General features: G+C 71.7%; 23 protein-coding genes. 15 read left to right on the forward strand and 8 right to left on the reverse strand.

What is annotated here, in order from left to right; genetic code table 11:
- Positions 1-126 precede the first annotated feature (126 nt).
- The 8 genes from ACFS27_RS05600 to ACFS27_RS05635 all read left to right on the forward strand — a co-directional run bounded on the left by ACFS27_RS05600 (position 127) and on the right by ACFS27_RS05635 (position 8202).
- Entirely contained in the window at positions 127-1326 is a 1200-nt protein-coding gene (locus ACFS27_RS05600; protein WP_377180852.1) for an inositol-3-phosphate synthase, read from the forward strand.
- A complete protein-coding gene (locus ACFS27_RS05605) occupies positions 1323-2363 on the forward strand; it encodes an SCO3242 family prenyltransferase (protein ID WP_377180853.1) in 1041 nt (346 codons plus the stop codon). The genes ACFS27_RS05600 and ACFS27_RS05605 overlap by 4 nt, the downstream gene beginning before the upstream one ends.
- A complete protein-coding gene (locus ACFS27_RS05610; protein ID WP_377180854.1) occupies positions 2360-3247 on the forward strand; it encodes a sugar phosphate isomerase/epimerase family protein in 888 nt (295 codons plus the stop codon). Before ACFS27_RS05605 ends, ACFS27_RS05610 begins: the two co-directional genes overlap by 4 nt.
- Entirely contained in the window at positions 3244-3963 is a 720-nt protein-coding gene (locus ACFS27_RS05615) for an EboA domain-containing protein (RefSeq protein ID WP_377180855.1), read from the forward strand. Before ACFS27_RS05610 ends, ACFS27_RS05615 begins: the two co-directional genes overlap by 4 nt.
- A gap of 2 nt (positions 3964-3965) precedes the next feature.
- Positions 3966-4844 carry a TatD family hydrolase gene (locus tag ACFS27_RS05620; protein ID WP_377180856.1) on the forward strand — a complete coding sequence of 293 codons (879 nt, stop codon included), beginning with the start codon at positions 3966-3968 and terminating at the stop codon, positions 4842-4844.
- A gap of 10 nt (positions 4845-4854) precedes the next feature.
- Complete coding sequence (gene eboE / locus ACFS27_RS05625) at positions 4855-6108, forward strand: metabolite traffic protein EboE (RefSeq protein ID WP_377180857.1); 1254 nt, start codon at positions 4855-4857, stop codon at positions 6106-6108.
- Positions 6105-7505 carry an alkaline phosphatase family protein gene (locus ACFS27_RS05630; RefSeq protein WP_377180858.1) on the forward strand — a complete coding sequence of 467 codons (1401 nt, stop codon included), beginning with the start codon at positions 6105-6107 and terminating at the stop codon, positions 7503-7505. The genes eboE and ACFS27_RS05630 overlap by 4 nt, the downstream gene beginning before the upstream one ends.
- Before the next feature lie 115 nt (positions 7506-7620).
- Complete coding sequence (locus tag ACFS27_RS05635; RefSeq protein WP_377180859.1) at positions 7621-8202, forward strand: hypothetical protein; 582 nt, start codon at positions 7621-7623, stop codon at positions 8200-8202.
- Between the two features lie 86 nt (positions 8203-8288).
- Here the strand turns inward: ACFS27_RS05635 and ACFS27_RS05640 are convergent, their stop codons facing one another.
- Complete coding sequence (locus ACFS27_RS05640) at positions 8289-10058, reverse strand: cellulase family glycosylhydrolase (RefSeq protein ID WP_377180860.1); 1770 nt, start codon at positions 10056-10058, stop codon at positions 8289-8291.
- A 296-nt stretch (positions 10059-10354) separates the two neighbouring features.
- Here ACFS27_RS05640 and ACFS27_RS05645 point away from each other — a divergent pair, with 296 nt between their 5' ends.
- Positions 10355-12187, forward strand: a complete 1833-nt coding sequence (locus tag ACFS27_RS05645; RefSeq protein WP_377180861.1) for an HNH endonuclease signature motif containing protein — start codon at positions 10355-10357, stop codon at positions 12185-12187.
- Here the strand turns inward: ACFS27_RS05645 and ACFS27_RS05650 are convergent.
- Entirely contained in the window at positions 12184-12843 is a 660-nt protein-coding gene (locus ACFS27_RS05650) for a response regulator (protein WP_377180862.1), read from the reverse strand. The two genes, ACFS27_RS05645 and ACFS27_RS05650, sit on opposite strands and share 4 nt — an antisense overlap.
- Positions 12840-14243, reverse strand: coding sequence for a sensor histidine kinase (locus ACFS27_RS05655; RefSeq protein WP_377180863.1), 1404 nt, complete (start codon positions 14241-14243; stop codon positions 12840-12842). Before ACFS27_RS05655 ends, ACFS27_RS05650 begins: the two co-directional genes overlap by 4 nt.
- A 108-nt stretch (positions 14244-14351) precedes the next feature.
- On the opposite strand from ACFS27_RS05655, the gene ACFS27_RS05660 reads away from it, so the two are divergent.
- Complete coding sequence (locus tag ACFS27_RS05660; RefSeq protein ID WP_377180864.1) at positions 14352-15161, forward strand: GAP family protein; 810 nt, start codon at positions 14352-14354, stop codon at positions 15159-15161.
- Between the two features lie 100 nt (positions 15162-15261).
- On the opposite strand, the gene ACFS27_RS05665 is transcribed toward ACFS27_RS05660, so the two are convergent.
- The 4 genes from ACFS27_RS05665 to ACFS27_RS05680 all read right to left on the reverse strand — a co-directional run bounded on the left by ACFS27_RS05665 (position 15262) and on the right by ACFS27_RS05680 (position 18692).
- Positions 15262-16392 carry a branched-chain amino acid aminotransferase gene (locus ACFS27_RS05665; RefSeq protein ID WP_377180865.1) on the reverse strand — a complete coding sequence of 377 codons (1131 nt, stop codon included), beginning with the start codon at positions 16390-16392 and terminating at the stop codon, positions 15262-15264.
- A 158-nt stretch (positions 16393-16550) separates the two neighbouring features.
- A complete protein-coding gene (locus tag ACFS27_RS05670; protein ID WP_377180866.1) occupies positions 16551-17609 on the reverse strand; it encodes a 3-isopropylmalate dehydrogenase in 1059 nt (352 codons plus the stop codon).
- 94 nt (positions 17610-17703) lie between these two features.
- Positions 17704-18234, reverse strand: coding sequence for a pyridoxamine 5'-phosphate oxidase family protein (locus ACFS27_RS05675; protein WP_377180867.1), 531 nt, complete (start codon positions 18232-18234; stop codon positions 17704-17706).
- Between the two features lie 59 nt (positions 18235-18293).
- Positions 18294-18692 (reverse strand): VOC family protein, encoded by a 399-nt coding sequence (locus tag ACFS27_RS05680; RefSeq protein ID WP_377180868.1) that lies wholly within the window; start codon positions 18690-18692, stop codon positions 18294-18296.
- 116 nt (positions 18693-18808) lie between these two features.
- Between ACFS27_RS05680 and ACFS27_RS05685 the strand changes: the two genes are divergently transcribed.
- Positions 18809-19528, forward strand: a complete 720-nt coding sequence (locus ACFS27_RS05685) for an SAM-dependent methyltransferase (protein WP_377180869.1) — start codon at positions 18809-18811, stop codon at positions 19526-19528.
- Positions 19529-19549: 21 nt separating this feature from the next.
- Here ACFS27_RS05685 and ACFS27_RS05690 read toward each other — a convergent pair whose 3' ends face one another.
- The gene (locus ACFS27_RS05690) at positions 19550-20164 is read right to left on the reverse strand and encodes an ASCH domain-containing protein (protein ID WP_377180870.1); all 615 of its coding nucleotides are present in this window, start codon (positions 20162-20164) and stop codon (positions 19550-19552) included.
- 185 nt (positions 20165-20349) lie between these two features.
- Here ACFS27_RS05690 and ACFS27_RS05695 point away from each other — a divergent pair, with 185 nt between their 5' ends.
- The 4 genes from ACFS27_RS05695 (at position 20350) to ACFS27_RS05710 (ending at position 24675) form a co-directional block, all read left to right on the forward strand.
- Positions 20350-21606, forward strand: a complete 1257-nt coding sequence (locus ACFS27_RS05695) for a quaternary amine ABC transporter ATP-binding protein (protein ID WP_377180871.1) — start codon at positions 20350-20352, stop codon at positions 21604-21606.
- On the forward strand, positions 21599-22516 hold the full coding sequence (locus tag ACFS27_RS05700) for an ABC transporter permease (protein ID WP_377180872.1): 918 nt from the start codon (positions 21599-21601) through the stop codon (positions 22514-22516). The genes ACFS27_RS05695 and ACFS27_RS05700 overlap by 8 nt, the downstream gene beginning before the upstream one ends.
- A gap of 85 nt (positions 22517-22601) precedes the next feature.
- Positions 22602-23504 carry a glycine betaine ABC transporter substrate-binding protein gene (locus tag ACFS27_RS05705; protein WP_377180873.1) on the forward strand — a complete coding sequence of 301 codons (903 nt, stop codon included), beginning with the start codon at positions 22602-22604 and terminating at the stop codon, positions 23502-23504.
- A gap of 169 nt (positions 23505-23673) precedes the next feature.
- Positions 23674-24675, forward strand: a complete 1002-nt coding sequence (locus ACFS27_RS05710) for a DMT family transporter (protein WP_377180874.1) — start codon at positions 23674-23676, stop codon at positions 24673-24675.
- Positions 24676-24697: the final 22 nt, after the last annotated feature.

The following is a 24697-nucleotide window of genomic DNA, read 5'->3' on the forward strand; positions in this document are numbered from 1 at the left end:
AGCGGAGAAACTCCGGCCGGATGGCGACGATCTCGCTTCTCCCGATGATCTTTGAACTTTTGTTTGCTTATCGGCATAAGTCCGGATAGGTTGCTTGGGACGACGACGTCGATCCGGGGAGCGATGATGTACGACGCCACTGCACGCCACCATGCCGCCGAACGCACGGGAATCTGGTTCGTCGGAGCCCGTGGCTCCGTGGCCAGTACCGCAACACTAGGCCTAGCTGCCATTGCCGAGGGACAGTCACCGCCGACGGGCTGTGTCACCGCACGAGAGCCGTTCACCTCTGCGGGCCTGCCAGGGTTCGCTGACCTCGTGGTGGGCGGGCACGACATCTCGTCCGTCACCATGACCAAGCGTGCCGAGTGCCTGGTCGAGACCGGAATGGTCCCGCCGCTGCTGTTCGCGGCCGCCCACGACGCGCTCGAACGCGCCGACGCAGAGGTGCGGCCCGGCTACGACCCGCACGGTGGCCCGGACGGCACCTCCCAGCAGGACGTCGCGGAGCGGCTCGCCGCCGACATCACCTCCTTCCGCGAACGGCACTCGCTGGCCCGCGTCGTGATGGTCGACCTCTCCTCCACCGAGGCGCCGGTGGTCCCCGTGCCGGAGCACGACGACCCCGAGGCCCTGCTCGCCGCCGTGGCCGACCCCACCCGGGCAGTACTCCCGCCGTCCTCCGTCTCGGCGTACGCGGCGATCCTTGCCGGAGCCGCGTACGCCGCCTTCACGCCGTCGGCAGGCATGAGCCTGCCCGCCCTGACCAGGCTCGCCGGCGAGCGCGGCATCCCCGTCGCCGGACAGGACGGCAAGACCGGGCAGACCTGGCTCCGCACGGTGCTGGCGCCCGCGTTCGCCGCCCGCAACCTGAAGGTGCTGTCCTGGTCGGGCACCAACCTGCTGGGCGGCGGTGACGGCGCCACCCTTGCCGACCCCGACGCGGTGCGCAGCAAGCTCGCCACCAAGTCCCGCGGGCTGACCGCGCTCACCGGCAGCGACACCACGCCACTGCACATCGACAACGTGCCCGACCTCGGCGACATCAAGGTCGCCTGGGACCACGTGCACGTCGAGGGGTTCCTCGGCTCGCGGCTCACCCTCCAGACCACCTGGAGCGCGCACGACTCGATGCTCGCCGCGCCGCTCGTCCTCGACCTGGCCCGCCTGCTCGCGCTCGCCCACGCCGCTGGGATCAGCGGACCGGTCCCCGAGCTGGGCTTCTTCTTCAAGGACCCGTGGGGCTCCGACGTGCACGACGCCGCGGACCAGGCCCGCGCGCTCGAGGAATGGGTCCGCAGCGCCTCGGCGCAGGTCGAGCCATGACCTCGCTGCCCGATCAACCCCGGTTCAGGCCTCGGTTCGACCCCCCGCTGCGGGAGCCGTCGTCCACCGAGCCGCAGACAAGGACCCGGCACCCGGCACGCACCTCGGCACCGAGCCTCGGCGACCTCGCAGAGCTCGTCCGCGCACCCGCCGCCCTGAGCGTCATCGGCGACTCCCTCGCCGGCCTGGCCGCCGCGCGGGCCGGCACACCGACGCCGCTCCGCGGCCGCCACGCCCTGCTGCCGGTCGCCTCGGCCTGCCTCTACCTCGGCGGCATGGCCCTGAACGACTACGCCGACCGGCACCTCGACGCCACCGAGCGTCCCGAACGGCCCATCCCGTCCGGCCGGGTGACACCACGCGGTGCGCTCGCGGTCGGTGCCGCCCTGACCGCCGGGGGCGTTGCGGCTGCGGGCATCGCCGGCGGACGACGGGCGCTGGCGGTAGCCGTACCGCTCGCCGCCTGTGTGTGGACCTACGACCTGGTCGCCAAGGACCATCCGACCGGACCGGTCGTCATGGCCGCGTGCCGCGGGCTGGACGTGCTGCTCGGTGCCACGCCAGGGCACCTGCGGTCCGCTCTGCCCGCCGCCGCCGGCCTCGCCGCCCACACGCTCGGCGTCACCGTGCTCTCCCGCGGCGAGGTGCACGGCACGACGACGCAGGTCGCGGGCGGTGTCGCCGCCGGAACGGTCGCGGGCGCGATAGCCGCGGCGGCCACGGCTCCCTCCGTCGCCGGTGCTGCGGGCGCGGGCAGCTACCGGACCGTCGCCCGCTGGACCACCGTCGCGGCCGCTGGCGCCTACGCCGCCGCCTGCCTGCCCGCGCAGGTCCGCGCGGCGGCCCGCCCGACGGCGGCGAACGCCCGCACCGCCACGAGATCCGGGATCCAGGCCATGGTGCCGCTCCAGGCGACCTGGGCGGCACGCTCGGGAAGCCTCGGGACCACTGCGCTCCTGGCCGGCGTCGCCGCCGTCGGCTACGGGTTGCGCATGCTGGGCCGCGCTCGCGGCCGGGCGGGGGTGAGCATCACGTGAGGCCGCCGTTCCTGCTGGGCTACGGCACCAACGGCTTCGGTGACCACCCCCTGCACACGGCGCTCGACGTGCTCGACGACGTCGGGTACGACGCCGTCGCGCTCACCCTCGGGTTCCCGCACCTGGACCCGTTCGCGCCCCTCGCCGGCGACGACGTCACCGCGCTGCGCGACCACCTCCGGCGGATGCGCGGGGGCACGGGCGCCGCAGTGGTGGTGGAGACCGGCACCCGGTACCTGCTGGACCCGCTGCACAAGCACCGGCCGACACTCGTCGACCGGGACGCCGCCCTGCGCATGCGCTTCCTCGAGCGGGCCATCGAGATCGCCGTCGACCTCGACGCGCGCTGCGTCTCGTTCTTCTCGGGGATCCTGCCGCCGGACGCCGTTCCCGCCGACGGCTGGGCCAGGCTGCGCGACCGGCTCCCGGCCCTGGTCGAGTACGCCGGTGAGCGCGGCGTGCGGCTCGCGATCGAGCCCGAGCCGGGCATGCTGGTCGAGACGGTCGACGACGCCCTGCGGCTCCTCGACGACCTCGGCATGCCGCCAGAGCTGGGGATCACCGTCGACGTCGGGCACTGCCTGGTCGTCGAACCCGAAGGGATCGAGGGGGCGCTCCGCGCCGCCGCGCCCTACCTGAGCAACGTCCAGCTCGACGACATGCCCCGCACGCACCACGAGCACCGGCCGTTCGGCGAGGGCAGCATCGACCTCCCGATGGTGCTCGCCACGCTCGCCGACGTCGGCTACACGGGGGTCGCCGCCGTCGAGCTCCCCCGCCACTCCCACGACGCACCCCGGCTCGCCCTCGACAGCCGCACCGCTCTGCTGCGGGCGTGGGCCGCCGTCATCGGAGCGCCGACCGGCGAAAGGACTAGCTCTTGAACACTGACAGCAACGACGACGCCACCGTCGGCGCGGGCGACCAGCCCGGATCGGGCTGGCTCACGGAGGCCCGCGCCGAGATCGCCCGCGACCCGGACAGCATCACCCGGGCCTTCGCGTTCGCCGCCCGCCGGGTGGGCCGCGCGCCACGGCGGCCCGACGTCGACCCGGCCGGCGTCGTCCACGGCACGGTCGACGACGCCGCCAGGGCAGCTCTGGTCGTCGCGCTCGCCGACGCCGTCGGCACCGGCCAGGACCTCGCGGGGCGCCTGGAGTCCCTCTACCGCCAGGGCGACGCGGCCGAGCGGCGCGGGGTGCTGCGTGGCCTGGACGCGCTGACGGACCGGGGCGACCTCGGCCCCGCCGGTACCGGCTCCGACACCGCCACTGCCCCGCTCGTCACCGCGGGCCTCGATCTCGCCGCCGACGCGCTGCGCGCGAACGAGCCGAGCCTCGTCGCGGCCGCCGTCGGCCCGTTCGGTGCCCGGCACCTCGACCAGCACACGTGGCGGCACGCGATCCTCAAGCTCGTCTTCCAGGGTGTGAGCCTGGACGCCGCGAGCGGCCTCGAGGCCCGGACCGACGACGAGCTCGACCGCATGGCGCGCGACTTCGCGGCCGAGCGCCAGGCGGCCGGACGCCCGGTGCCCCCCGATCTTGACCGGCTCACGAGTCCCCCGCTCAGCAGCACCCCGCTCAGCCGCACGAAGGAGTGACGATGCGCATCCTCGACCCGCACATCCACATGACCAGCCGCACCACCGACGACTACGAGGCGATGTACGCCTCGGGGGTGCGCGTCGTCGTCGAGCCCGCGTTCTGGCTGGGCCAGCCCCGCACCGGCGTGGGCTCGTTCACCGACTACTTCGACTCCCTGCTCGGCTGGGAGCGGTTCCGGGCCGCGCAGTTCGGCATCCGGCACCACGCGACCATCGCGCTCAACCCCAAGGAGGCGAACGACCCGCGCTGCCGCGAGGTGCTCGCCGAGATCCCGCGCTACCTCCTCAAGGACGGCGTGGTGGCCGTCGGTGAGGTCGGCTACGACTCGATGACGCCCGAGGAGGACGAGGTCTTCGCCACCCAGCTGCAGATGGCCCGCGAGGCCGAGCTCCCCGTCCTCGTGCACACCCCGCACCGCGACAAGCTCGCCGGGACGCGCAGGACCCTCGACGTCGTGGTCGAGTCCGGCCTGCCGCCCGAGCGGGTCCTGGTGGACCACCTCAACGAGACCAACGTCGCCCTCGTGCGCGACGCCGGGGCGTGGGCAGGGTTCTCGATCTACCCCGACACCAAGATGGACGAGGACCGCATGGTCGCGATCCTGCAGGAGTACGGGACCGAGCGGATGATCGTGAACTCCGCCGCCGACTGGGGCCGGTCCGACCCGCTCAAGACCGCGAAGACCGGGCACGCGATGCTCGCGGCGGGCTTCAGCGAGGACGACGTCGACCAGGTGCTGTGGCGCAACCCCGTCGCGTTCTACGGGCAGTCGGGCAACCTCGTGCTCGACCCGGTACCTGGATTCACCGAGGGCGCCCCGCCCACCCCGGGCGTCGAGTTCGAGGGCTCGTCCGTGCTCCGCGGCGCGCGGGCCTGAGGGGACCGGGATGCTGCTCTCCTACTGCACCAACGTGCACCCCGCCGAGGACCTCGACGGCGTGATCGACCAGCTCGCCCGGTACTCCGGGCCGGTGCGCGAGGCCGCAGGCCTCGACACGCTCGGCGTCGGCCTGTGGCTGCCCGCCGAGGTGGCGCACCGGCTGGACGCCTCCGCGGAGGACCGGGCACGGCTGCGCGCGGCGCTCGCCGAGCACCGGCTCCAGGTGCACACGCTCAACGCCTTCCCGTACGGCGGCTTCCACCGCGAGGTGGTCAAGCTCGCCGTCTACTCCCCCACCTGGGCCGAGCGGGCCCGCCTCGACTACGTGCTGGCGTGCGCCCGCGTGCTGGCGGACCTGCTGCCCGACGGCGCGGCCGGGTCGATCTCGACCCTGCCCCTCGCGTGGCGCGCGCCCTGGACCCGCGCCGACGACGACGAGGCGACCAAGGCCTTCGCCACCCTGTCGGCCGAGCTGCGCGAGCTGGCGCAGCGCACCGGCAGGACCGTGCGCATCGCCGTCGAGCCCGAGCCGGGCTGCGTGCTCGACACGGTGGAGGACGTCGTCTCGTGGCTCGCCGCGCGCACCGGACCCGAGTGGCCGGCCGACCGGCGGATCGACCCCGAGTACATCGGCGTCTGCCTGGACACCTGCCACCTTGCCGTCTCCTTCGCCGACCCTGCGGGCGCCGTCCGCCGGATCACGGACGCCGGCCTGCGTGTCGTCAAGGTGCAGGCGTCCGCCGCGTTGGAGGTCGCCGACCTGTCCGCACCGGGTGCCCGCGACGCCGTCGGCCGGTTCGTGGAGCAGCGCTACCTGCACCAGGTGCGCGAGCTGACGGCGTCGGGCGACGTCCTGGCCTCGGACGACCTGCCGGTCGCGCTCGGGGACGCCGACCGCCGTCCTGGCCTGCCGGGCGAGGGGCCGTGGCGCGTGCACTTCCACGTGCCGCTGCACCACGAGCCCGCTGCGCCGCTGGCGGCGACGACCGAGGTGCTGCGCGACGCCGTCGCCGCGGTCCGGGCCGCACCGCACGGCGCCGAGGCACACCTCGACGTCGAGACGTACACGTGGTCGGTGCTGCCGGACGGTGTGGACGGGGGCCCGCGAGGCGGCGTGCAGGGTGAGGCCGGCCTGGTCGCCGGGATCGCGGCGGAGCTGCGGTGGGCCAGGAAGCACCTGCTGACCGGCCCTGCGGCCACGACCAGCTCCACCTCCGCCACCACCGCCCCAGCCACCACCACGGAAGGAGTCGACGCATGAGGCCTGTCCTGCTGCTCGACGTCGTCGGGCTCACCGCCCGTGCTCTCGCCCAGATGCCCCGCCTCCGCCGGCTCGCCGCCGGCGGCTGGCAGTCCGAGCTCGCCACCGTGCTGCCCGCCGTGACCTGCAGCGTGCAGTCGACGATGCTCACGGGCCTGATGCCTGCGGAGCACGGGATCGTCGGGAACGGCTGGTACTTCCGCGAGCTGGGCGACGTCTACCTCTGGCGCCAGCACAACAAGCTCGTCGCGGGCGAGAAGGTCTGGGAGACCGCTCGCCGGCGCGACGCGGCGTACCAGGCCGACAACGTGTGCTGGTGGTACGCGATGGGCATGACCACCGACCTCACGATCACTCCCCGGCCGATCTACCACGCCGACGGCCGCAAGTCGCCGGACGGGTACATCCGGCCGGCCGCCATGCACGACGACCTGGTGGGCCGGTTCGGCGACTTCCCGCTGTTCCAGTACTGGGGCCCGACCGCCTCGATCGCGTCCACCCAGTGGATCGTGAACGTGACCCGGCACCTGCTGCGCACCCGGAAGTCCCAGCTCACGACGGCGTACGTGCCGCACCTCGACTACGACCTGCAGCGCTTCGGGCCGAACTCGCCCGAGGCCGACCGGGCCGCGGCAGAGCTCGACGTCGCGCTGACGCCCCTGCTCGACGACGCGGAGGCGGCGGGCGTCACCGTCGTCGCGGTCTCGGAGTACGGCATCGGGCCCGCGAACCAGCCGGTGGACATCAACCGGCTGCTGCGGCGCGAGGGCTATCTCGAGGTCTACACCCAGGACGGCCGCGAGCAGCTCGACCCGTGGACGTCTCGCGCGTTCGCCGTCGCCGACCACCAGGTGGCGCACGTGTACGTCGACGACCCGTCGGACGTGACCCGGGTGGCGGACCTGCTGCGCGGCGTGCCCGGCGTCGACGAGGTGCTCGACCGCGAGGCGCAGGCAAAGTACGGCCTGGACCACGAGCGGGCGGGCGAGCTGGTCGTCGTCGCCGAGCCGGGTGCGTGGTTCACGTACTACTACTGGCTCGACGACGACCGTGCGCCCGAGTTCGCACGAGGCGTCGACATCCACCGCAAGCCGGGCTACGACCCCGCCGAGCTGTTCTTCAACCCCGCCGACCCGCTCGCCAAGGCGAAGGCGGGCATGAACCTGGTGCGCAAGAAGCTGGGCCTGCGGTACGCGATGAGCACCACCCCGCTCGACGCGTCGTACGTGCGCGGGACGCACGGTCGCCTGCCCGACTCGTCGGCGGACACTCCGCTCGTGCTGTGCTCGGACTCGGAGGTGCCGTCGTCCGTCGCCTCCTGGGTCGACGACGACACCGGCCAGGTCCCTGCCACCGCCGTCAAGAACCTGGTGCTGGACCTGCAGGGCGTCCGCTGACCCTTCGTCGTGGGCGTGACCATAGCGCCTGAAGCGGGCACGTAGACGCAACGGTCGCGCCCACAACGAAGACGTGGTGGAGTGGACATAGGGCTCACAACCGGGAGGTACCGCGATGAGCGACCCGAACCGCCCCTATGACGCCGACTACGGGGAACAGCCGCCGCCGGCCTACCCGCCGCCGGCCCAGACCCCGGGCACCCCGACCCAACCCGTGGGGCAGACGCCGGACGGCGCGGCCGTCCAGCCCGTCACGTCCGGCACCGAGAACCCACGCCTGGGCCTGGAGGTAGGCCGGTTCTGGGCCGGAGCGCTGGCGACGACCCTCGTGGCAGCCCTGATCGGGCTGGCCGCCGAGTTCATCCTCGAGGAGGTCCTGAACCTCGAGATCCAGGCGCAGGCCGACCTGTTCGGCACCGGCTCCGACCTGCTGGCCTGGGTCGTGGCGGGCGCGCTCTTCGCGCTCGCGGCGGCGGCCGTGCTCTACCTGCTCGTGATGAGCACGCCGCGGCCCCGGTCGTTCTTCGGCTGGGTCGTCGCCCTCGCCACGGTGATCCTCGCCGCGGTGCCCTTCGCGGGCCAGTTCGAGCTGATCCCGGCCATCCTCGCCGCGATCGTCTGGATCGTCATCGGCTCAGCGGTCTACTCCCTGCTCACCGGAACCCTGAGCCGCACGGTGGTGCGCCGCACGCCCTGACCGCCCACCCCGGTCGTTGAGTGCTGGGTATGTGTTGCTCTGCCGCAGAGTCCAACAAACATCCAGCACTCAACGCTCGGGGAAGGTCAGGCGGGGGCGCCTGTCAGGGTGCTTCCAGTCTTCGTGAGGGTGTACCGCACGGTCTCCCCGCTCCAGAAGTGGAACGTCAGGTGGACCGTCCCGTCGTTCACCTCGGCGAAGAACTCCGGGGTCAGCGTGATGGCCCCGGCGGCGTAGTCCGGCGCGAACGTCACGTCGAACTCCTTGTACGACGTCCAGCTCTGCGGCCCCGCGTTGGACCCGTCCGCGTACCGCGCCTCCATCGTCGCGAGCAGGTCGCCCGTGAACGACGTCGGGATCGCGAACGCCGCCGTCGTGCCAGAGGCGTCTCGCAGCACCGGCGTCTCCTGGTTGATCACCCGGACCGTCCAGGGCACCCCGCCGGAGAACCGGACCACCAGCTCGCCGGCCGGTCCCGGCGTCCGGTCACCTGCGAGCCGCTCCAGCAGCGCGGCGGACAGCGTGAGCTCGTCACCGGTGAGGGCGTAGTCGGCCCCTGCGGCCAGCTCCGCGCCGTCGTGCAGGAGCGCTTCGACGCTGGTCCCGTTCGGTTCGAGCGTCAGGTTCTGTGCGCCGACGGCGCCCGATGCTGGCACGAACACCAGGTCGGACGACGCCGTCCCGGAGCGCTCGGTCCAGCTCGACGAGATCTGCTCGAACAGCGCGGGGTCCTGCCAGGTGTGGGCCGTGCGGTCGAGGTGCTGCCCGTTGTCCCAGAGCATCGTCGTGATGCCACGCTCGCGCGCCGCGTACCCGAGGTACTCGAAGAACTTGAGCTTCTCGCCCTGCTCGACGGTCCCCGTGTGCCGGTCGAACCCGAGCAGCCCGTACTCCCCCAGGAGCACCGGCACGCCGCGGGCGACGAACGCCGCGTGCACCCGGTCGAACGTGTCCGTGACGTCCTGCCGCACCTCGGCGTCGAACCGGGTGTACCCGGCGATGTTCACGCTGAACGGCCAGAACCCGTAGTAGTGCACCGTCGCGATGAGGTGCGGGTCGTCCAGGGCGGCGATCTGGGTGGCCAGCGCGTCGATCTTGGCCGGCTCGGACCCGGTGTTCAGCGTGGGGAGCACGAGCGGCCGGGTGGCGTTCCCGCCGCCCGAGCCGCGCACGACGGCGTGGAACACGTCGTTGAGCTCGGCCAGCAGCTCGAGGTCCGCCGCCTCGCCAGAGCTGCCGGTGAACTGCGGCTCGTTGACGCTCTCGAACAGCAGCCGGCCGCCGGAGTCCCTGAACCGGTCGGCGATCTGGGTCCAGGTGTCGGTGTAGCGGTCGAGCACCGCGTCGTGGTCGGTGGGCATCGTGTTGACCCACTGCCAGGAGTCGTGGTGGAGGTTGATCAGCACGTAGAAGCCGTCCTCCAGCGCCCAGCCCACCACCTCCTCGACCCGGTCGAGGTAGGCCTGGTCGATGGCGTGGTCCGGCGCGCCGCCCTGGTGCTGACCCCACGTGACGGGGATCCGGATGCTGTTGAACCCCTGGGCGCGGACCTGGTCCAGGAGCTCCTCGGTCACTCGCGGGTTGCCCCACGACGTCTCGTCGGCGCCGGTCGCGTCGAAGCTGTTGCCCAGGTTCCAGCCGGGCTGCATGTCGGCGGCGATGTCCGCGACCTTCGCCGTGCCGTGCCTGGCCTTGTGGTGGTGCGTGCTGTGGTCCTGGTGCCGGTCGCGGAGCGCGGCGATGCCTCCGGGTTCGGGACCGCTGGTGGTTCCGGCGCCGGCCGCCGGAGCGACCGGGGCGAGCGTGAGTGCGAGGCCGGCGACGATGCCGGCCAGGGTGCGCGCAGTTCTCTGCATGACGAGGCCCTTCTCGTGTGCACCTGTGGGAACGCTCCCATGCTCGGGTTGCCCCCGGGTGAAGTCAAGGTGCGGAGGCAATCGCTTTCCGTCAGTTGTCGCTCCAGAACTGGGCGCAGGGCAGGCCGACGTTCTAGCGGCCGACGGCTGGGTTCGCTCGTTCTTACGCGGGCGGCAGAAGACCAGGCGCGCACCAGTGACCCGGAGTAGGGTCGGAATCGAACAAACGTCGGACGGATTGACGCCGTTGGCCCGGTCTTATTGACTGAACGGTCGAGTGAGGGAGGTGCACCAGTATGGGTGAGGGAATGTACGACGACGGCATCGCCGGCGGGCTCCTGGCCGACCCGCTCCGGGACGACGGTTGGCAGTTGCCTCCCGGTGTGGCACCGGACGATCTGGCTGACGCGGTCGGGCCGGACTGGCCGCCGGACTCGGTGCCGATCGCACTGTGGCCGGTCGAGACTCTGCGGCGAGCACTGACCGAGGCACCGGGTGCGCAGCTGGCTCGTGTGGTTGCCGAGACCGTGGACCGGGCGACCGAGCTGGATCCCGACCGGTTGGCAGAGCTGTCCGATGACGCCCTGGGTGACCTGGTGGTCGCCTGTGGGCGGATGCAGTCCTGGATGGCGGGTGTCCAGGCTCGCGTCGTGGCCGAACGCTCCACGAGGGAGTCGCACGCCCTCGCGCACAACTCGCTGGTCGGACAGGTCACCGGCGAGCTGGTGGTCACCGAGCCGGAAGCGGTCGATGTGGTGGTGCGGGCCGAGTCCGGTGCCCGGCACCCGAGCGTGATCGCTGCACTGGTCGCGGGGCGGATCGACGTGCGCAGGGCGCAGGTCCTGCTGCGCTCGGCATCGCAGCTGACCGTGGCTGAGCGGACCGAGGCGATCGAGCGGCTCCTTCCTCAGGCACCCCGGCGCACGTGGAAGTGGCTGCAGACCCGGATGCTCGCGTTCGCCAAGGCCCGTCATGGCGCAGCGCAGACCGCGAAGACGGAGGCCCAACGTCGGTGCGTGCAGCTGGACCGGGCGGAGAACGACATGGGCTGGCTCTCCGCCTACCTGCCCGCGGCGGACGCCGCTGCGGTGTGGGGTGTGGTGGACGACATGGCCCACCAGCTACGCCACGCCACCGGTGAGGACCGCACCCTCGGGCAGCTACGCGCGGACTCCCTGACCGGAATCATCACCGGCCGCCTCCTCCCCGCCGACCGCTTCACCGTCCCCGGGACCACCACCGAGCCGTCTACCGAGCCTTCGACCGAGCTCGCTACCGAGACCCGCGAGAACGCCGCAGACGGCCCCTCGACCGGCTACGCCGAGGGCGGGACGAGCAGCGGGAGCAGCGGTGGAACGGATGGTGGGAACACCCGGGCGTGCACGTGTGGTGGCCGCATACCCGGGCAGGAGATCGTGCGGCCTGTGCGGATCGTGCCGACCCGCCCGGTCGTGCGAGTCACCATCCCCGCCAGCGCGCTGCTCGGCCTCGACCAGGCGCCCGGACACCTGGACGGATACGGCCCCGTCCCGGCCGAGACCGCCCGCATCATCGCGACCGACGCCACGTGGCAACGCCTGCTGACCGACCCGGTCACTGGGATCCTGACCGACTACTCCACCACGACCTATCAGCCTGGCAAGGTGCTGCGGGCCGCGGTCGAAGCCAGGGACGGGACCTGCACCTTCCTGTGGGGCTGCGACCTACCGGCGAGCCGCTGCGACCTCGACCACATCCAACCCTTCGACCACAAGGACAAGAACAACCAGGGAGGCGAGAACAGGAGCAGGAACGGAGACGATCATCGGGGACAGACCAACGCCGACAACCTGCACACCCTGTGCCGCAAGCACCACCTGCTCAAGACCCACGCCGGCTGGGGCATCGTCCGCGACCCCCTCACCGGCGTCACGACCTGGACCACCCCCACCGGCCGCACCCACACCCGACCACCCACCGTCCTGGACACCCACATCGACCTCGACCACATCGACCCCGACACCAGCCACGACCTCACCCTGCACGCCCTGACCGGCCAACGGCTCCCACGCCAGTACGCCACCACCACACCCGACACCACACCCACCAGCCCGACCGTCCCGCCCGACCTCGACGAACCACCCTTCTAGGCGAGCCCCGCGTCGCGCGCCGCGATCGCCGCCTGGAGGCGGGACGTCACACCGAGCTTGGCGAGCACGCGCGACACATGGGTCTTCGCGGTGGCCTCGCTGATCATCAGCTCGGCGGCGAGCTGAGAGTTCGACAGGCCGCAGCCGAGGCCGGCGAGCACGTCGCGCTCCCTCGGCGTCAGGTCGGCGGGCAGTGACCGTGCCGGGCCGGCGCGGGTGCCGCCGCCGTTCCGCTCTTGGGGCGCCGACAGCTCCGCGATGAGCCGCCGGGTGACCTCCGGCGCCACCACGCCGTCACCGGCCGCGACATGGCGTACGGCATCCACCAGCGCCGTCGTCTCGGCGGTCTTCAGGAGGAACCCCGCCGCCCCGGCCCGCAGGGAACCGAACACGTACTCGTCCAGGTCGAACGTCGTCAGCACCAGGACCTCCGACAGCCCTTCCTCGACGATCTGCCGGGTGGCGGTCACGCCGTCGGTCCCTGGCATGCGGACGTCCATGAGCACGACGTCGGGGCGCAGCGCCCGCGCGTTCGCGACCGCCACCGCGCCGTCACCGGCCTCGCCGATCACCTCGATGTCGTCGGCCGTCGCGAGGAGCATGCGCAGGCCGGCACGGATCGCCGCGTGGTCGTCGGCGAGCAGGACGCGGATCATGCGTGGAGCCCCGGCGCCCGGCCGTCCGACGGAACACGTTCGGGCAGTCCTGGGGCCATGTCGGCGCGGTCCGGCAGCGGCAGAGCCGCGCGCACACGCCAGCCGCCGGCCGCAGCTCCGGTCCCGGGCCTCAACCCGGGACCGGGCTCGGGACCCGCCTCGAACGTCCCGCCGAGGGACTCGACGCGCTCGCGCATCGACAGGAGCCCGAGCCCGGCACCACCGACATCGGCCTGGTCCGGGGCGTCGCCGGGACGCACACCGTCGTCGTACACCTCGAGCTCCAGGGAGTCGCCCGCCGCGACACGAAGCTCCGCGCGGCCGCCACCGTGCTTGAGCACGTTCGTGAGGGACTCCCGCACGACCCGGTACACCGCGTGGTCGACGGCCGCGGGCAAGGTCGTGTCGCCGGCCAGCACGCCGTCGGCATCGGTCACGTGGAGCTCGAGACCTGCGAGCCGCACCTGCTCCAGCACGGGGGTCAGCTGAGCGACGCGCGGCGCGGCCAACAGATCCGGACCGCCCGTGCCGGAGGACGTCCCGCCGTCCACCGACGCCTCGCCGTGTGCCCGCCCACCCTGCCCGGTCTCGGCGGAGAGCACCCGGATCATGGCCTGCATGTCCTGCAGCGAGGCCAGGCTCTCGGCGCGGATGCTGCGCAGTGCCGCCCGGTCGCGCTCCGCCTCCGCGGCGCCCGCCAGCGCAGCGCCCGAGGTGATGGTGATCGCGGACAGGTGCGAGGCGACGACGTCGTGCAGATCGCGGGCGACGGTGGTGCGCTCGGCGCGGACCGCGTCGTGCCTGGCCGCCTCGGCGAGACGGAGGAGCGCTTGGCTGCGCTCCCGCTCGAGACGTCCCCGTTCGTATGCCGCCGCGGTCAGCTCCCGGCCCTGTCGCACGTTGCCGCCCCACCACATGGGCATGACCAGGAGCGTGGCGAGCTGGAGTCCGGAGAGGACGGCGGCGCGGAGATCATTGCTCAGCACGCCGATGACGATCATCAGCGTGAGCGAGGCCAGGGTGGTGCCCACGGCGGTGATCCGCCGTGCCACCGGCCGGCCGTGCAGGTGGACCGAGTACAGGGACTCCCACACGACCACGAACAGGCCGACGCTCCCGCCGAGCGCGATGTCGGCGCCGAGCGCGACGGTGGCGACCGCGAGCGCCACGAGCGGCCGCGTCCGCCGCCAGATCAGTGCGGTGCTGCCGACGACGGCGGGCACGGCGAACCACCAGGAGGGCATGTTCGCCGGTCCGTCCCAGGTGATCCTGACGAGGCCCAGGGCGTCGAGCGCCAGCGCGATCAGGAGCAGGACGCCCGCCGTGATGACATCGCCGCGCCGGTTCTCGGCCGTGTAGGCCTTCGAGACAGACGCGAACAGGTCGGGCGCACGGAGCATGCCCCCATCTCAGCACGGCGGGGCGCAGCCTGGGTCATCCGAAAGATGTACCCGGATTCGGCGGTTCGGCGGATGTCCCCTGCCGAGGCCTGCACCAGGCTTGGTCGCATGGACTTCCTCTCCGCCGAGCTCGCCGGTGCCGCACTGATCGGCGCCCTGGCCGTGCTCGCGCTCATCGACTCCACAAGCTTCGGGACCCTGCTCATCCCCGTGTGGCTACTCATGTCGCCCGGACGCGTCCGGGTGGGGCGGATGCTGCTCTACCTGGGATCGATCGCGGGGTTCTATGCCCTGGTCGGGTTGGCGATCCTGCTGGGGGCCGGTGCGCTGAGCGACACGCTCAGCACCCTGTCCAGCAACCGCGCGTTCCTGATCGTGCAGCTCGTGGTCGGCGTGGGGCTGTTCGCGTGGAGCTTCAAGCTGGAGCCCGTCGGTGGCCGTAAGCGCACCGAGCCGACGGCGGCAGCCATGCCGTCGGGGGCTCCGACGCCGGGAGCGGCCGGGGCAGCGGGTGACACCGCGGCGGAGCCGGTCCGGCCAGGTCGGCTGAGCCGGTGGCGCGAGCGGGTGCTCAGCAGTGAGTCGGGCAGCGGTTCGGCCTTGGCGCTGCTGGCGATCGGGGCCGGCCTCGTGGAGGTCGCGTCGATGCTCCCCTACCTCGCCGCGCTCGGCCTGATCGGTACGCAGGGGCCCGACTGGCCGACGTCGGGCCTCTGGGTCCTCGGGTACTGCCTGGTGATGATCGCGCCGGCCCTCGTGCTGCTGGCGGCACGGGTGTTCGCGGCGCGGCTCGTGGAGCGTCCGCTCGGGCGGCTGGACAGGTGGCTCACGAAGAACGCCGCGAGCACCACGGCGTGGGTCGTCGGGATCGTGGGGTTCCTCGTCGCCCGCGACGCGATCGGCCGGCTCTGGGGCTGAGGTCTCCCCCACAGCCGACATCGGTCCGTTGCCCTGAGACCGGTCCATCGATGGACCGATCTCAGGGCAACGGACCGATGTCGTCCGGCGGCAGGACGGGTCAGGCCAGGCGGCGCATCCAGCCGTGCCGGTCCTCGGCGCGGCCGTACTGGATGTCGGTGAGCTCCTGACGGATCGCCATCGTCAGCTCACCCGGCTCGCCACCGTTGATCTCGTGGTCGAACGTCGCCCCGGCAAGCCGCCCCACCGGCGTCACGACGGCGGCGGTACCGCAGGCGAAGAACTCCTTGATCTTCCCGGACTCCAGGCCGGACGCGACCTCCGCGAGCGGGATCCGTCGCTCCACCACGTCGTACCCGCGGTCGGCTGCGAGCCGCAGCACCGAGGTGCGCGTGATGCCCTCAAGGATCGAGCCGAGCTCCGGCGTGTGCAGCGTCCCGTCGTCCATCACGAGGAACACGTTCATGCCGCCGAGCTCTTCGAGGTAGGTGCTGGTGGCCGCGTCGAGGAAGCAGACCTGGTCGAAGCCATCCTTCTGCGCCTGGAGCTGCGGCAGCAGGCTCGCGGCGTAGTTGCCGCCGAACTTCGCGTCGCCGGTACCTCCGGGCGGCCCTGCCCGGTGGTACTGCTCCGACACGTAGATGGACACCGGCCGCACGCCGCCCGCGAAGTACGGGCCGACCGGCGAGGCGATCACCAGGTACTCGACCTCGAGCGCGGGACGCACGCCGAGGAACGCCTCCGACGCGAACATGAAGGGCCGCAGGTAGAGGGACGAGTCCTCGCCGTCGGGCACCCAGCTGATGTCCGTGCGGACGAGGGCGGCAAGCGACCCGATGAAGTCGTCCACGCTGAGCGCGGGCAGCGCCAGCCGGTGCGCCGAGCGGGCGAACCGCGCGGCGTTCTGGTCGGGACGGAACGTCCAGATCGAGCCGTCCGCGTGCTTGTAGGCCTTGAGGCCCTCGAAGATCTCCTGCGCGTAGTGCAGCACTGCCGTCGCGGGGTCGAGCTGCAGCGGGCCGTACTTCTCGATCCGCCGGTCCTTCCAGCCGTCGGCGCTGGTCCAGGAGACCCGCGCCATGTGGTCCGTGAACACCGTCCCGAACTTCGGAGCACGGAGCGCCTCGGCGCGCTCGGCGTCCGGCGTCGGCACGTCGGTGGGCCGCACGTCGAAGAGCGCGACCAGGTCTTCGAGCCGGGCCGGGAGGATGGGATCCGTCGTTGTTGTCATGTCGATGCCTTTCACCGGAATGCTGTTGTCAGTCTTCCACGCCCGGCAAGGCAGGTGGAGCATTCCGTGCCGGGCGCCTGCCCCGGACGGCCTTCGACGTACGACGGCGGCGCCCGGGATCGGTCTGCGTGACCCGGGCGCCGCCGTCGTACAGCGGGCTACTCGGTCACGCGGGCCGCAATATCGCGGCCTACCTGGTCGGTGGTGCGTACGGCGTCACCGCGCGTCGCGAGGTCCTCTGCGACGGCGTCGTGGACCCGAGCGGACTCGGCCGCGAAGCCGAGGTGGTCCAGCAGGAGGGCGACCGAGAGGATGGTCGCCGTCGGGTCGGCCTTGCCCTGGCCCGCGATGTCGGGGGCCGAGCCGTGCACCGGCTCGAACATCGACGGTGCGGTGCGGTCGGGGTTGATGTTGGCCGACGCCGCCAGGCCGATGCCGCCGCTGATCGCGGCGGCCTGGTCGGTGAGGATGTCACCGAAGAGGTTGTCCGTCACGATCACGTCGAACCTGCTCGGGTTGGTCGTGAGGTAGATCGTCGCGGCGTCCACGTGCGCGTAGTCGGTGGTGACGTCGGGGAACTCGGCGTTCACCGCCTCGACCGTGCGCCGCCACAGGTGGCCGGCGTGGACGAGCACGTTGTGCTTGTGCACCAGCGTGAGGTGCTTGCGCTCGCGGGCGCTGGCCCGGGTGAAGGCGTCACGGACCACGCGCTCGACGCCGAACGCGGTGTTGACGCTCACCTCGGTGGCGATCTCGTGCGGGGTACCGACGCGCAGCGCGCCGCCGTTGCCGACGTACGGGCCCTCTGTGCCCTCGCGGACCACGACGAAGTCGATCTCGCCCGGGTCGGCCAGCGGGCTGGTGACGCCCTGGTACAGCTTGGTCGGGCGCAGGTTCACGTAGTGGTCCAGCGCGAAGCGCAGCTTGAGCAGCAGACCGCGCTCCAGCACACCGCTCGGGACCGACGGGTCGCCGATCGCGCCGAGCAGGATCGCGTCCTGGCCCTTGATCTTCTCGAGGTCCTCGTCGGTGAGGGTCTCGCCGGTCGCGTGCCAACGGCGAGCGCCCAGGTCGAACTCGGTGGTGGAGAGCTTGGTGCCCGACGGCGCCAGCGCCGCCTCGAGCACCGCGAGGCCCTGTTCCACGACCTCGGTACCGATGCCGTCACCTGCGACCACTGCGAGGTCGATGCCCTCTGTCCTGCCCACCTGTGCCATGTCCGGAGCCTACGCGCGCGACCAGCCGGATGAGACGCGGGTCTCACGGAATGGACGCAACGATCGGCTCCGTCGGGGGGTTCGATCGACCACCTCAGTCGAAGGACCAGGACGTCGCCCCGCCCGGGTCGCGCACGAGCAACGCGGTGGCCTTGGTCGGCGTCACGCGGTACACGTGCCACGGGGCGGGCCCTGCCGACGGGGCGCTGTACGGAGCGGTGAGCGCGAGGCCGGAGCCGTCCGGTTCGCACGGCCAGCCGCCGTCCCGGAGCACCGTGGCCACCTTTGCGACGGCGGCCGGGTCGGTGACCAGCTCCGCACGGCCGTCCACGACCGTGTCGTAGTCACCGGTCGCCACCGCGATGGAGCAGCGCGGGTCCCGCTCCAGGTTCCGTCCCTTGCGCGCGGAGCGGCCGGAGACCACCCAGTACGCACCGTCGAACCAGATCGCCCCGATCCCCGTGACGTGCGGGCTCCCGTCGGGGTCGAGCGTGGTGAGCCAGTGCGAGTGCCGGTCGGGCCCGCCGGTTCCCGGTGCCTGCGTGAGCCCGTCCAGGCTCGCCGCGACCGGCGCCCAGTCGAGCGGGGCGAGGTCATAGAGCTGTGCAAGATTCTTGGTCTTCATACAGGACCGACGACGACGGCCCTGCCAACTCATCGCTGCGCCCGGCACTCCCCAGCGGGCTACACCTCCCTGGCCGACAGGACGCAGAACTCGTTGCCGTCCGGATCCGTCAGGACGGTCCAGGTCGCGTCGTCCGGCTGCCCGACGTCGATCACGGTCGCCCCCAGCTCGACCAGCCGGGCGATCTCGGCGTCCCGGTCGTCGCTCGTGTGCGGCGCGAAGTCCCAGTGCAGCCGGTTCTTGCCGATCTTCTTGTGCTCCACCGGGACGAACACCATGCCGGGTGGCACCTGGTGGAAGTCCAGCTTCTCCGAGAGCTCGAGGGCCCAGGGCGGCACCAGCACCGACTCCGAGTCCAGCTCGAACCTGACCTCCCAGCCCAGGGCCTCGGCCCACCAGCGGGCCAGCTTCTTGTGGTCGGTGGACTCCACCACGATCGAGTACCAGCGCAGCGTCATCGCCATCACCTCACGTCGGGACCGGAAGCCCGTGGGTTCGAGCCTCTGCACCCACCGTAGGCGGAGCCGCCGAAAAGCCTTGGCCCGGGATCACCAGCCACCCGCACAATCACCGGATGACCGCCGCCGATGACGACCTCCGCCCGTACTTCGACGCCGCCGCCACCGGGCTGACGTTCAACTCGCCCCTGGGTGAGGCGCGGGCCACCGCCCTGCTCGACCGGATCCAGCCGCCGGCCGCGAGCTCCCGCGTACTCGACCTGGGCTGCGGCAGCGGCGAGCTGCTGCTCCGCCTCTGCGCCCAGCACGGCATCGCCGGCGACGGCGTCGACAACCACGCGGCCGACGCCGACGCCGCCCGCCGTCGGGCCGCCGAGCTCGGGCTCGCTGACCGGGTGGCGTTCCACACGGCCGACGCGACGACCTGGGACCGCCCGGCGGACATCGTGCTGAACGTCGGCGCGGGCCACATCTGGGGCGACTCCCCGGCTCCCGCTCTGGCGGCCCTGCACCGGCTCACGAACCCGTCCGGCACGCTCCTGTTCGCCGACAGCATCTACGACACCGAGCCGGACGCCACGGTGCGCGAGGCCTTCGGGGACCTTCCCGATCTGGCCGGCCTCGCCCGCACGGCCACCGACGCCGGTTTCCGGGTGCTGCACGCGGCCGCGTCGACGCAGGGCGAGTGGGACGACTTCGAGTCGGACTGGCGGGCCGGCGTCGAACGGCTGGCCACACCCGGTGCGCGCGCGTTCGCCGACCGCCGCCGTGAGGAGTACCTGGACGGGTACCGCGGCGTGGTCGGCTTCGCCTGGCTGATCCTCACGCCCGCGTGAGCGGGGCATAGCCCCGGCCGGTCAGCGCTTCGGGTAGAGCAGCTCGAACCGCTCGCACACCACCGGCATGTCCTGCGCGAACTCCCGGCCCTCCGGGAGGTTGCGGCGGAAGTACGCCTCGTGCCCGGTGCGCCACGACTCGAGCGTCCGGTCGTCCTCCCCCTCCGCTGCCGCGAAGTCCTCGTCGACCTCTTCGAACGTGGTGGTCTCGACACTCGTGGTGCGGATCAGGGCCCGCGGGTGGCTCCCGCCGTCCAGGAGGATCGACAGCTCGCCGACGACCGGCAGCGGGGCGCCCTCGTCGTCGTAGTCCCACAGGGCCGACGACGTCGCGGTCTTGTCCCCCGCCAGCACCGCGTCGAGCAGCCGCTGGGCGAGCTCCGGCTCGTCCCCGAACGACCATGCCTGCGGCGGAACCGTCTCGCTGACGGTCGGGCCCACCACGATGCTCGCGCTCGACATGCCCGCGTACTGGCGGGTGGCCGCCCAGAAGTCGAGAACCTCCGCGGCGAGCTCCGAGTCCTCGACGGACACGGCCTCGGGCTGGAACGTCGCCGGGTCGAAGGGCTCGACCCGGGACTCGGCGTCGGTCGGCTCGTTGTCGTCCGCTGCCTGCGGGTTCACATCGTGGGTCACGGGGACATCCTGCCCTACCCACCGGCGCCGGACGAGTATCGGAGAGCGTTACAAACGCTGAACGATCCGATAACGAACGCTTACCGAGTTTGCATGTGCATGACTGGTCATGGTCTGGTGAACGACGGTCCACGTCGTACCAAACGTGCTCTCCCATCCATTTTCTGCCGAGGCTAGGAGGCTCTGTGCCAGCCATCGAGGCACATCATCTGTACAAGGTGTTCGGCCGCAAGGCTCATGAGGGCGTCAAGCGCCTCGAGGCCGGCGCCGACACCGACGAGCTGAAAAAAGCCGGGCTGACGCCTGCGGTCGTCGACGCGTCGTTCACCGTGGAAGAGGGTGAGATCTTCGTCGTCATGGGCCTGTCCGGGTCCGGCAAGTCGACGCTGATCCGCATGATCAACGGGCTCCACCCCCCGACCGCCGGCCACGTCGAGCTCTACGGCGAGAACATCACCGCCGCCACCGGCAAGGACCTGCGCCGCCTGCGCCGCGAGCGGATCAGCATGGTCTTCCAGCACTTCGCACTGTTCCCGCACCGCTCGGTCATCGACAACGCCGCCTACGGCCTCGAGACCCAAGGCGTCGCCAAGGAGGAACGCCGCAGGCGCGCCCACGAGGCGCTCGAGCTGTGCGGCCTGACCGGCTGGGACGACCACCTGCCCAGCGAGCTGTCCGGCGGCATGCAGCAGCGCGTCGGCCTGGCCCGCGCGCTCGCCGCCGACACCGACATCCTGCTGATGGACGAGGCGTTCAGCGCCCTCGACCCACTGATCCGGCGCGACATGCAGGACCAGCTCATCGAGCTGCAGCAGAAGCTCGGGAAGACGATCCTGTTCATCACCCACGACCTCAACGAGGCCATGCGTATCGGTGATCGCATCGCGATGATGCGCAACGGGCGGATCGTCCAGGTCGGCACGGCGGAGGAGATCCTCACCGACCCGGCCAACGACTACGTCGCCCAGTTCGTCGCCGACGTCGACCGCACCCGCGTGCTGACGGCGTCGTCCGTCATGGAGCCGCCGGTCGCCGTCCTCGGGGCGGAGCAAGGTCCGCGCGCCGCGCACAAGCTGATGCGCGAGCACCAGGTGTCGGCACTGTTCGTCACCGCGCGCGACCGCACCCTGCAGGGCTACGTCAGCGAGAACGAGGTGAGCATGCACCTCGAGCAGAAGAACCTCGACGGCCTCCTGAAGCCGGTACCGGACTTCGCCAGCGTCACCCCCGACACGTCGCTCGCCGACCTGTTCGGCCCGGCCGCCGAGACCCCGGCCATCGCCGTGGTGGACGACGCGGGACGGCTCAGCGGCGTCATCCCCCGCGTCACGCTGCTCTCGGCACTGTCCACGCAGACCGACGCCGAGCTGGAGACCGTGGTGCCGAGCGTGAGCGACACGGCGTCAGACACAGACGAGACGAAGGAGGCCGTCCGTGGCTGACAGCACTGTTCCCCTGACGGTCGTGCCGCCCATTCCCATCGGCGACTGGTTCGAGACCGGGTTCACGTGGTTCAAGGAGACCTTCGACGCCGCCTTCGACGTCATCGGCGACCTCATCACCGGCGCGATCGACGGGCTCGCCGGACTGCTCCAGGCGCCGGACCCGCTCGTTCTCGCCGTCATCTTCGCCCTCCTCGCATGGCTCGTCCGTAGCTGGAAGTTCGGCCTCGGCACCCTGGTCGGCATGGTCCTGATCATCGGGATGGACATGTGGGAGCCCGCCATGGACACCCTGGCGATCGTGGTGGTCTCGACCCTGTGCGCTCTGGTCATCGGTATCCCGTTGGGTATCTGGGCGGCACGGTCCACGACGGTCAGCAACATCCTCAAGCCGGTCATGGACTTCTTGCAGACCATGCCGGGATTCGTCTGGCTCGTCCCCGTGGTCAAGCTGTTCAGCATCGGGGTGGCCGGCGCGATGGTGGCAACGGTGATCTTCGCGCTGGCACCGGCCGTGCGCCTCACCGAGCTCGGGATCCGTCAGGTCGACCGCGAGGTGGTCGAGGCAGGGCAGGCCTTCGGCGCGAGCCCGGGGCAGATCCTCAAGGACGTCCAGCTTCCGCTGGCTCTGCCGACCGTGATGGCCGGCATCAACCAGGTGATCATGCTGTCGCTCTCCATGGCCGTGATCGGCGGGCTCGTCGGAGCACCCGGTCTCGGCAGCGAGGTGATCGCCAGCCTCTCGACCCTCGACCTCGCGCTGGGGTTCGACGGCGGCATCTCCGTGGTGATCCTCGCGATCTTCCTGGACCGGCTCACCGCGTCGATCGGCACCCGCCGTCCCGGACGCGGCCGGATCCGCGAGCTGCGCGACCGGTTCGTCCGGACCCCGGCCACCAGCCCGGCCTGACCTCCACAGCTGCACAGCTGCACAGCTGCACAGACCACCAGTACCCATACATAACGAATCCTGTATACGAAACGGAAGGACACCGATGATCGGCATGACCGGCAAGCGGATCGGAGCTGCCACGGCAGCTCTCACCCTGACGCTCGGCCTCACGGCCTGCGGCTCGGGCGACGAGAGCGGCGACGGCGGTGGCGGCGACAAGACCATCACGATGGGCATCATCCCCTCGTGGACCGACGGCCTGAGCACCGCCTACCTGTGGAAGAACATCCTCGAGGAGGACGGCTACACGGTAGAGATCGAGGAGATCAACGACGCCGCTCCGCTGTACACCGGGCTCGCCGAGGGCGACGTCGACGTGTACCCGTCCGCATGGCCCGAGGTCACGCACAAGTCCTACATGGACGAGTACGGCGACGACATCGAGGACCTCGGCGCGTACTACGACAACGCCAAGCTGACCATGGCGGTCCCCGAGTACTCGGACCTCAGGTCGATCGAGGACCTCGTCGGCAAGTCGGCCGACTACGACGGCAAGATCGTCGGCATCGAGGCGGGCGCCGGCCTCACCAAGGCCACGCAGGAGCAGGTCATCCCGCAGTACGGCCTGGACGAGGACGGCTGGGAGCTCCAGACCTCCTCGACGTCGGCGATGCTCAGCGCCCTCGAGGAGTCCGTCGCCGCCGAGGAGGACATCGTCGTCACGCTGTGGCGCCCCTTCTGGGCGAACAACGAGTTCCCCGTCCGCGACCTCGAAGACCCGAAGGGCGCCCTCGGCGAGGCGGAGGGCCTCCACGAGCTCGCGACCGCCGGCTTCAGCGAGGAGTTCCCCGAGGTCGCCGAGATGATGGCGAACGCGAAGCTGGACGACGAGCAGTACGGCACCCTGGAGGACCAGGTCGTCAACCAGAACGCGGACGACCCGGCCGCCGGTGTCGAGGCCTGGATCGCTGACAACCAGGACTGGGTCGACGCTCTGAAGGGCTGACCGCTCTGGTCGATGATCGGCAGATCGTCAGGTGATCGGCACCCCCGGAGTGCCGATCACCTGACAAGATGCCGACCGCACCCGCCATCTCCAGCGGAGCTGACGTGCTGTGACGAGACCGACAGCCCGGGCCGGTGCCCCGGGCAAGCACCGTTCCTAGACTTGTCAGGTGCCCCAAGACCTATCGCTCGACGATCCAGCGCCCGTCGCCGACGCCGCCCCGCCCCCCGCTCGTCCGAGCCGGCGCGCGGCGGCGGGCGTCGCGCTCGCCGTCGTCGGCGGAGCCGGGATCGCCGTGCAGAGCCGGGTCAACGGGTCCCTCGCGGACCACGTCGGCAGCGGCTACCTCGCGGCGGTCGTGTCCTTCGGGTCCGGGCTGGTCCTGCTGACCCTTGCCCTGCTGGTCTCCCGCCGTAGCCGGGTGGGCCTGCGCCGGATCGCCGCGGCGCTGCGCGAGGGCGGCCTGCGCCCGTGGCAGGTGCTCGGGGGTGCTGCGGGCGGGTTCTTCGTCGCGACCCAGGGCCTCACCGTCGGGGTGCTGGGGGTGGCGACCTTCATCGTCGCCTTCGTCACCGGCCAGTCCCTCGGGTCCGTCGTCATCGACCGGCTCGGCCTCGGGCCGGGCGGTATCCGGCTGGTGACGTTCCCGCGCGCGGTCGGCCCGGTGCTGACCGTCGCCGCCGTCGCCATCGCGATGTCGGGCGGCCTCGAGTCTCCGTCGGCCCTGGCGCTGGCCGTGCTCCCGCTGCTCGCGGGGATCGGGTCGGCCTGGCAGCAGGCGGTCAACGGCCACGTACGCGCCGCCGCCGGGGACGTGCTCGCCGCCACCCTCGTGAACTTCGTGGTGGGCACCGTCGTGCTTGCGGTGGCCCTCGGGGTGTCGGTGCTGGCGGACGGGCTGCCCGACGGCGCCTTCCCGGCAGACCCGCTGCTGTACACCGGCGGGATCATCGGCATCGCGTTCATCGCGCTGTCGGCGACCGTGGTGCACCGGATCGGGGTGCTGCTGCTCAGCCTCGGCATGATCGCCGGGCAGATCGTCACGGCGCTGGTGCTGGACGCCGTGACGCCCGGTGCCACGCCGCCAGGCGTCGCGACGTACGTCGGCGCCGCCCTGACGCTGGTCGCGGTTGCGGTGCCGCTCCTCGCCGAGCGGCGGCGCAGCGCCTGACACGCGACAGCGCCCCGCTCTC

The organism is Promicromonospora vindobonensis, assembly GCF_042685865.1.
In the GTDB taxonomy this organism is placed as follows: domain Bacteria; phylum Actinomycetota; class Actinomycetes; order Actinomycetales; family Cellulomonadaceae; genus Promicromonospora; species Promicromonospora vindobonensis.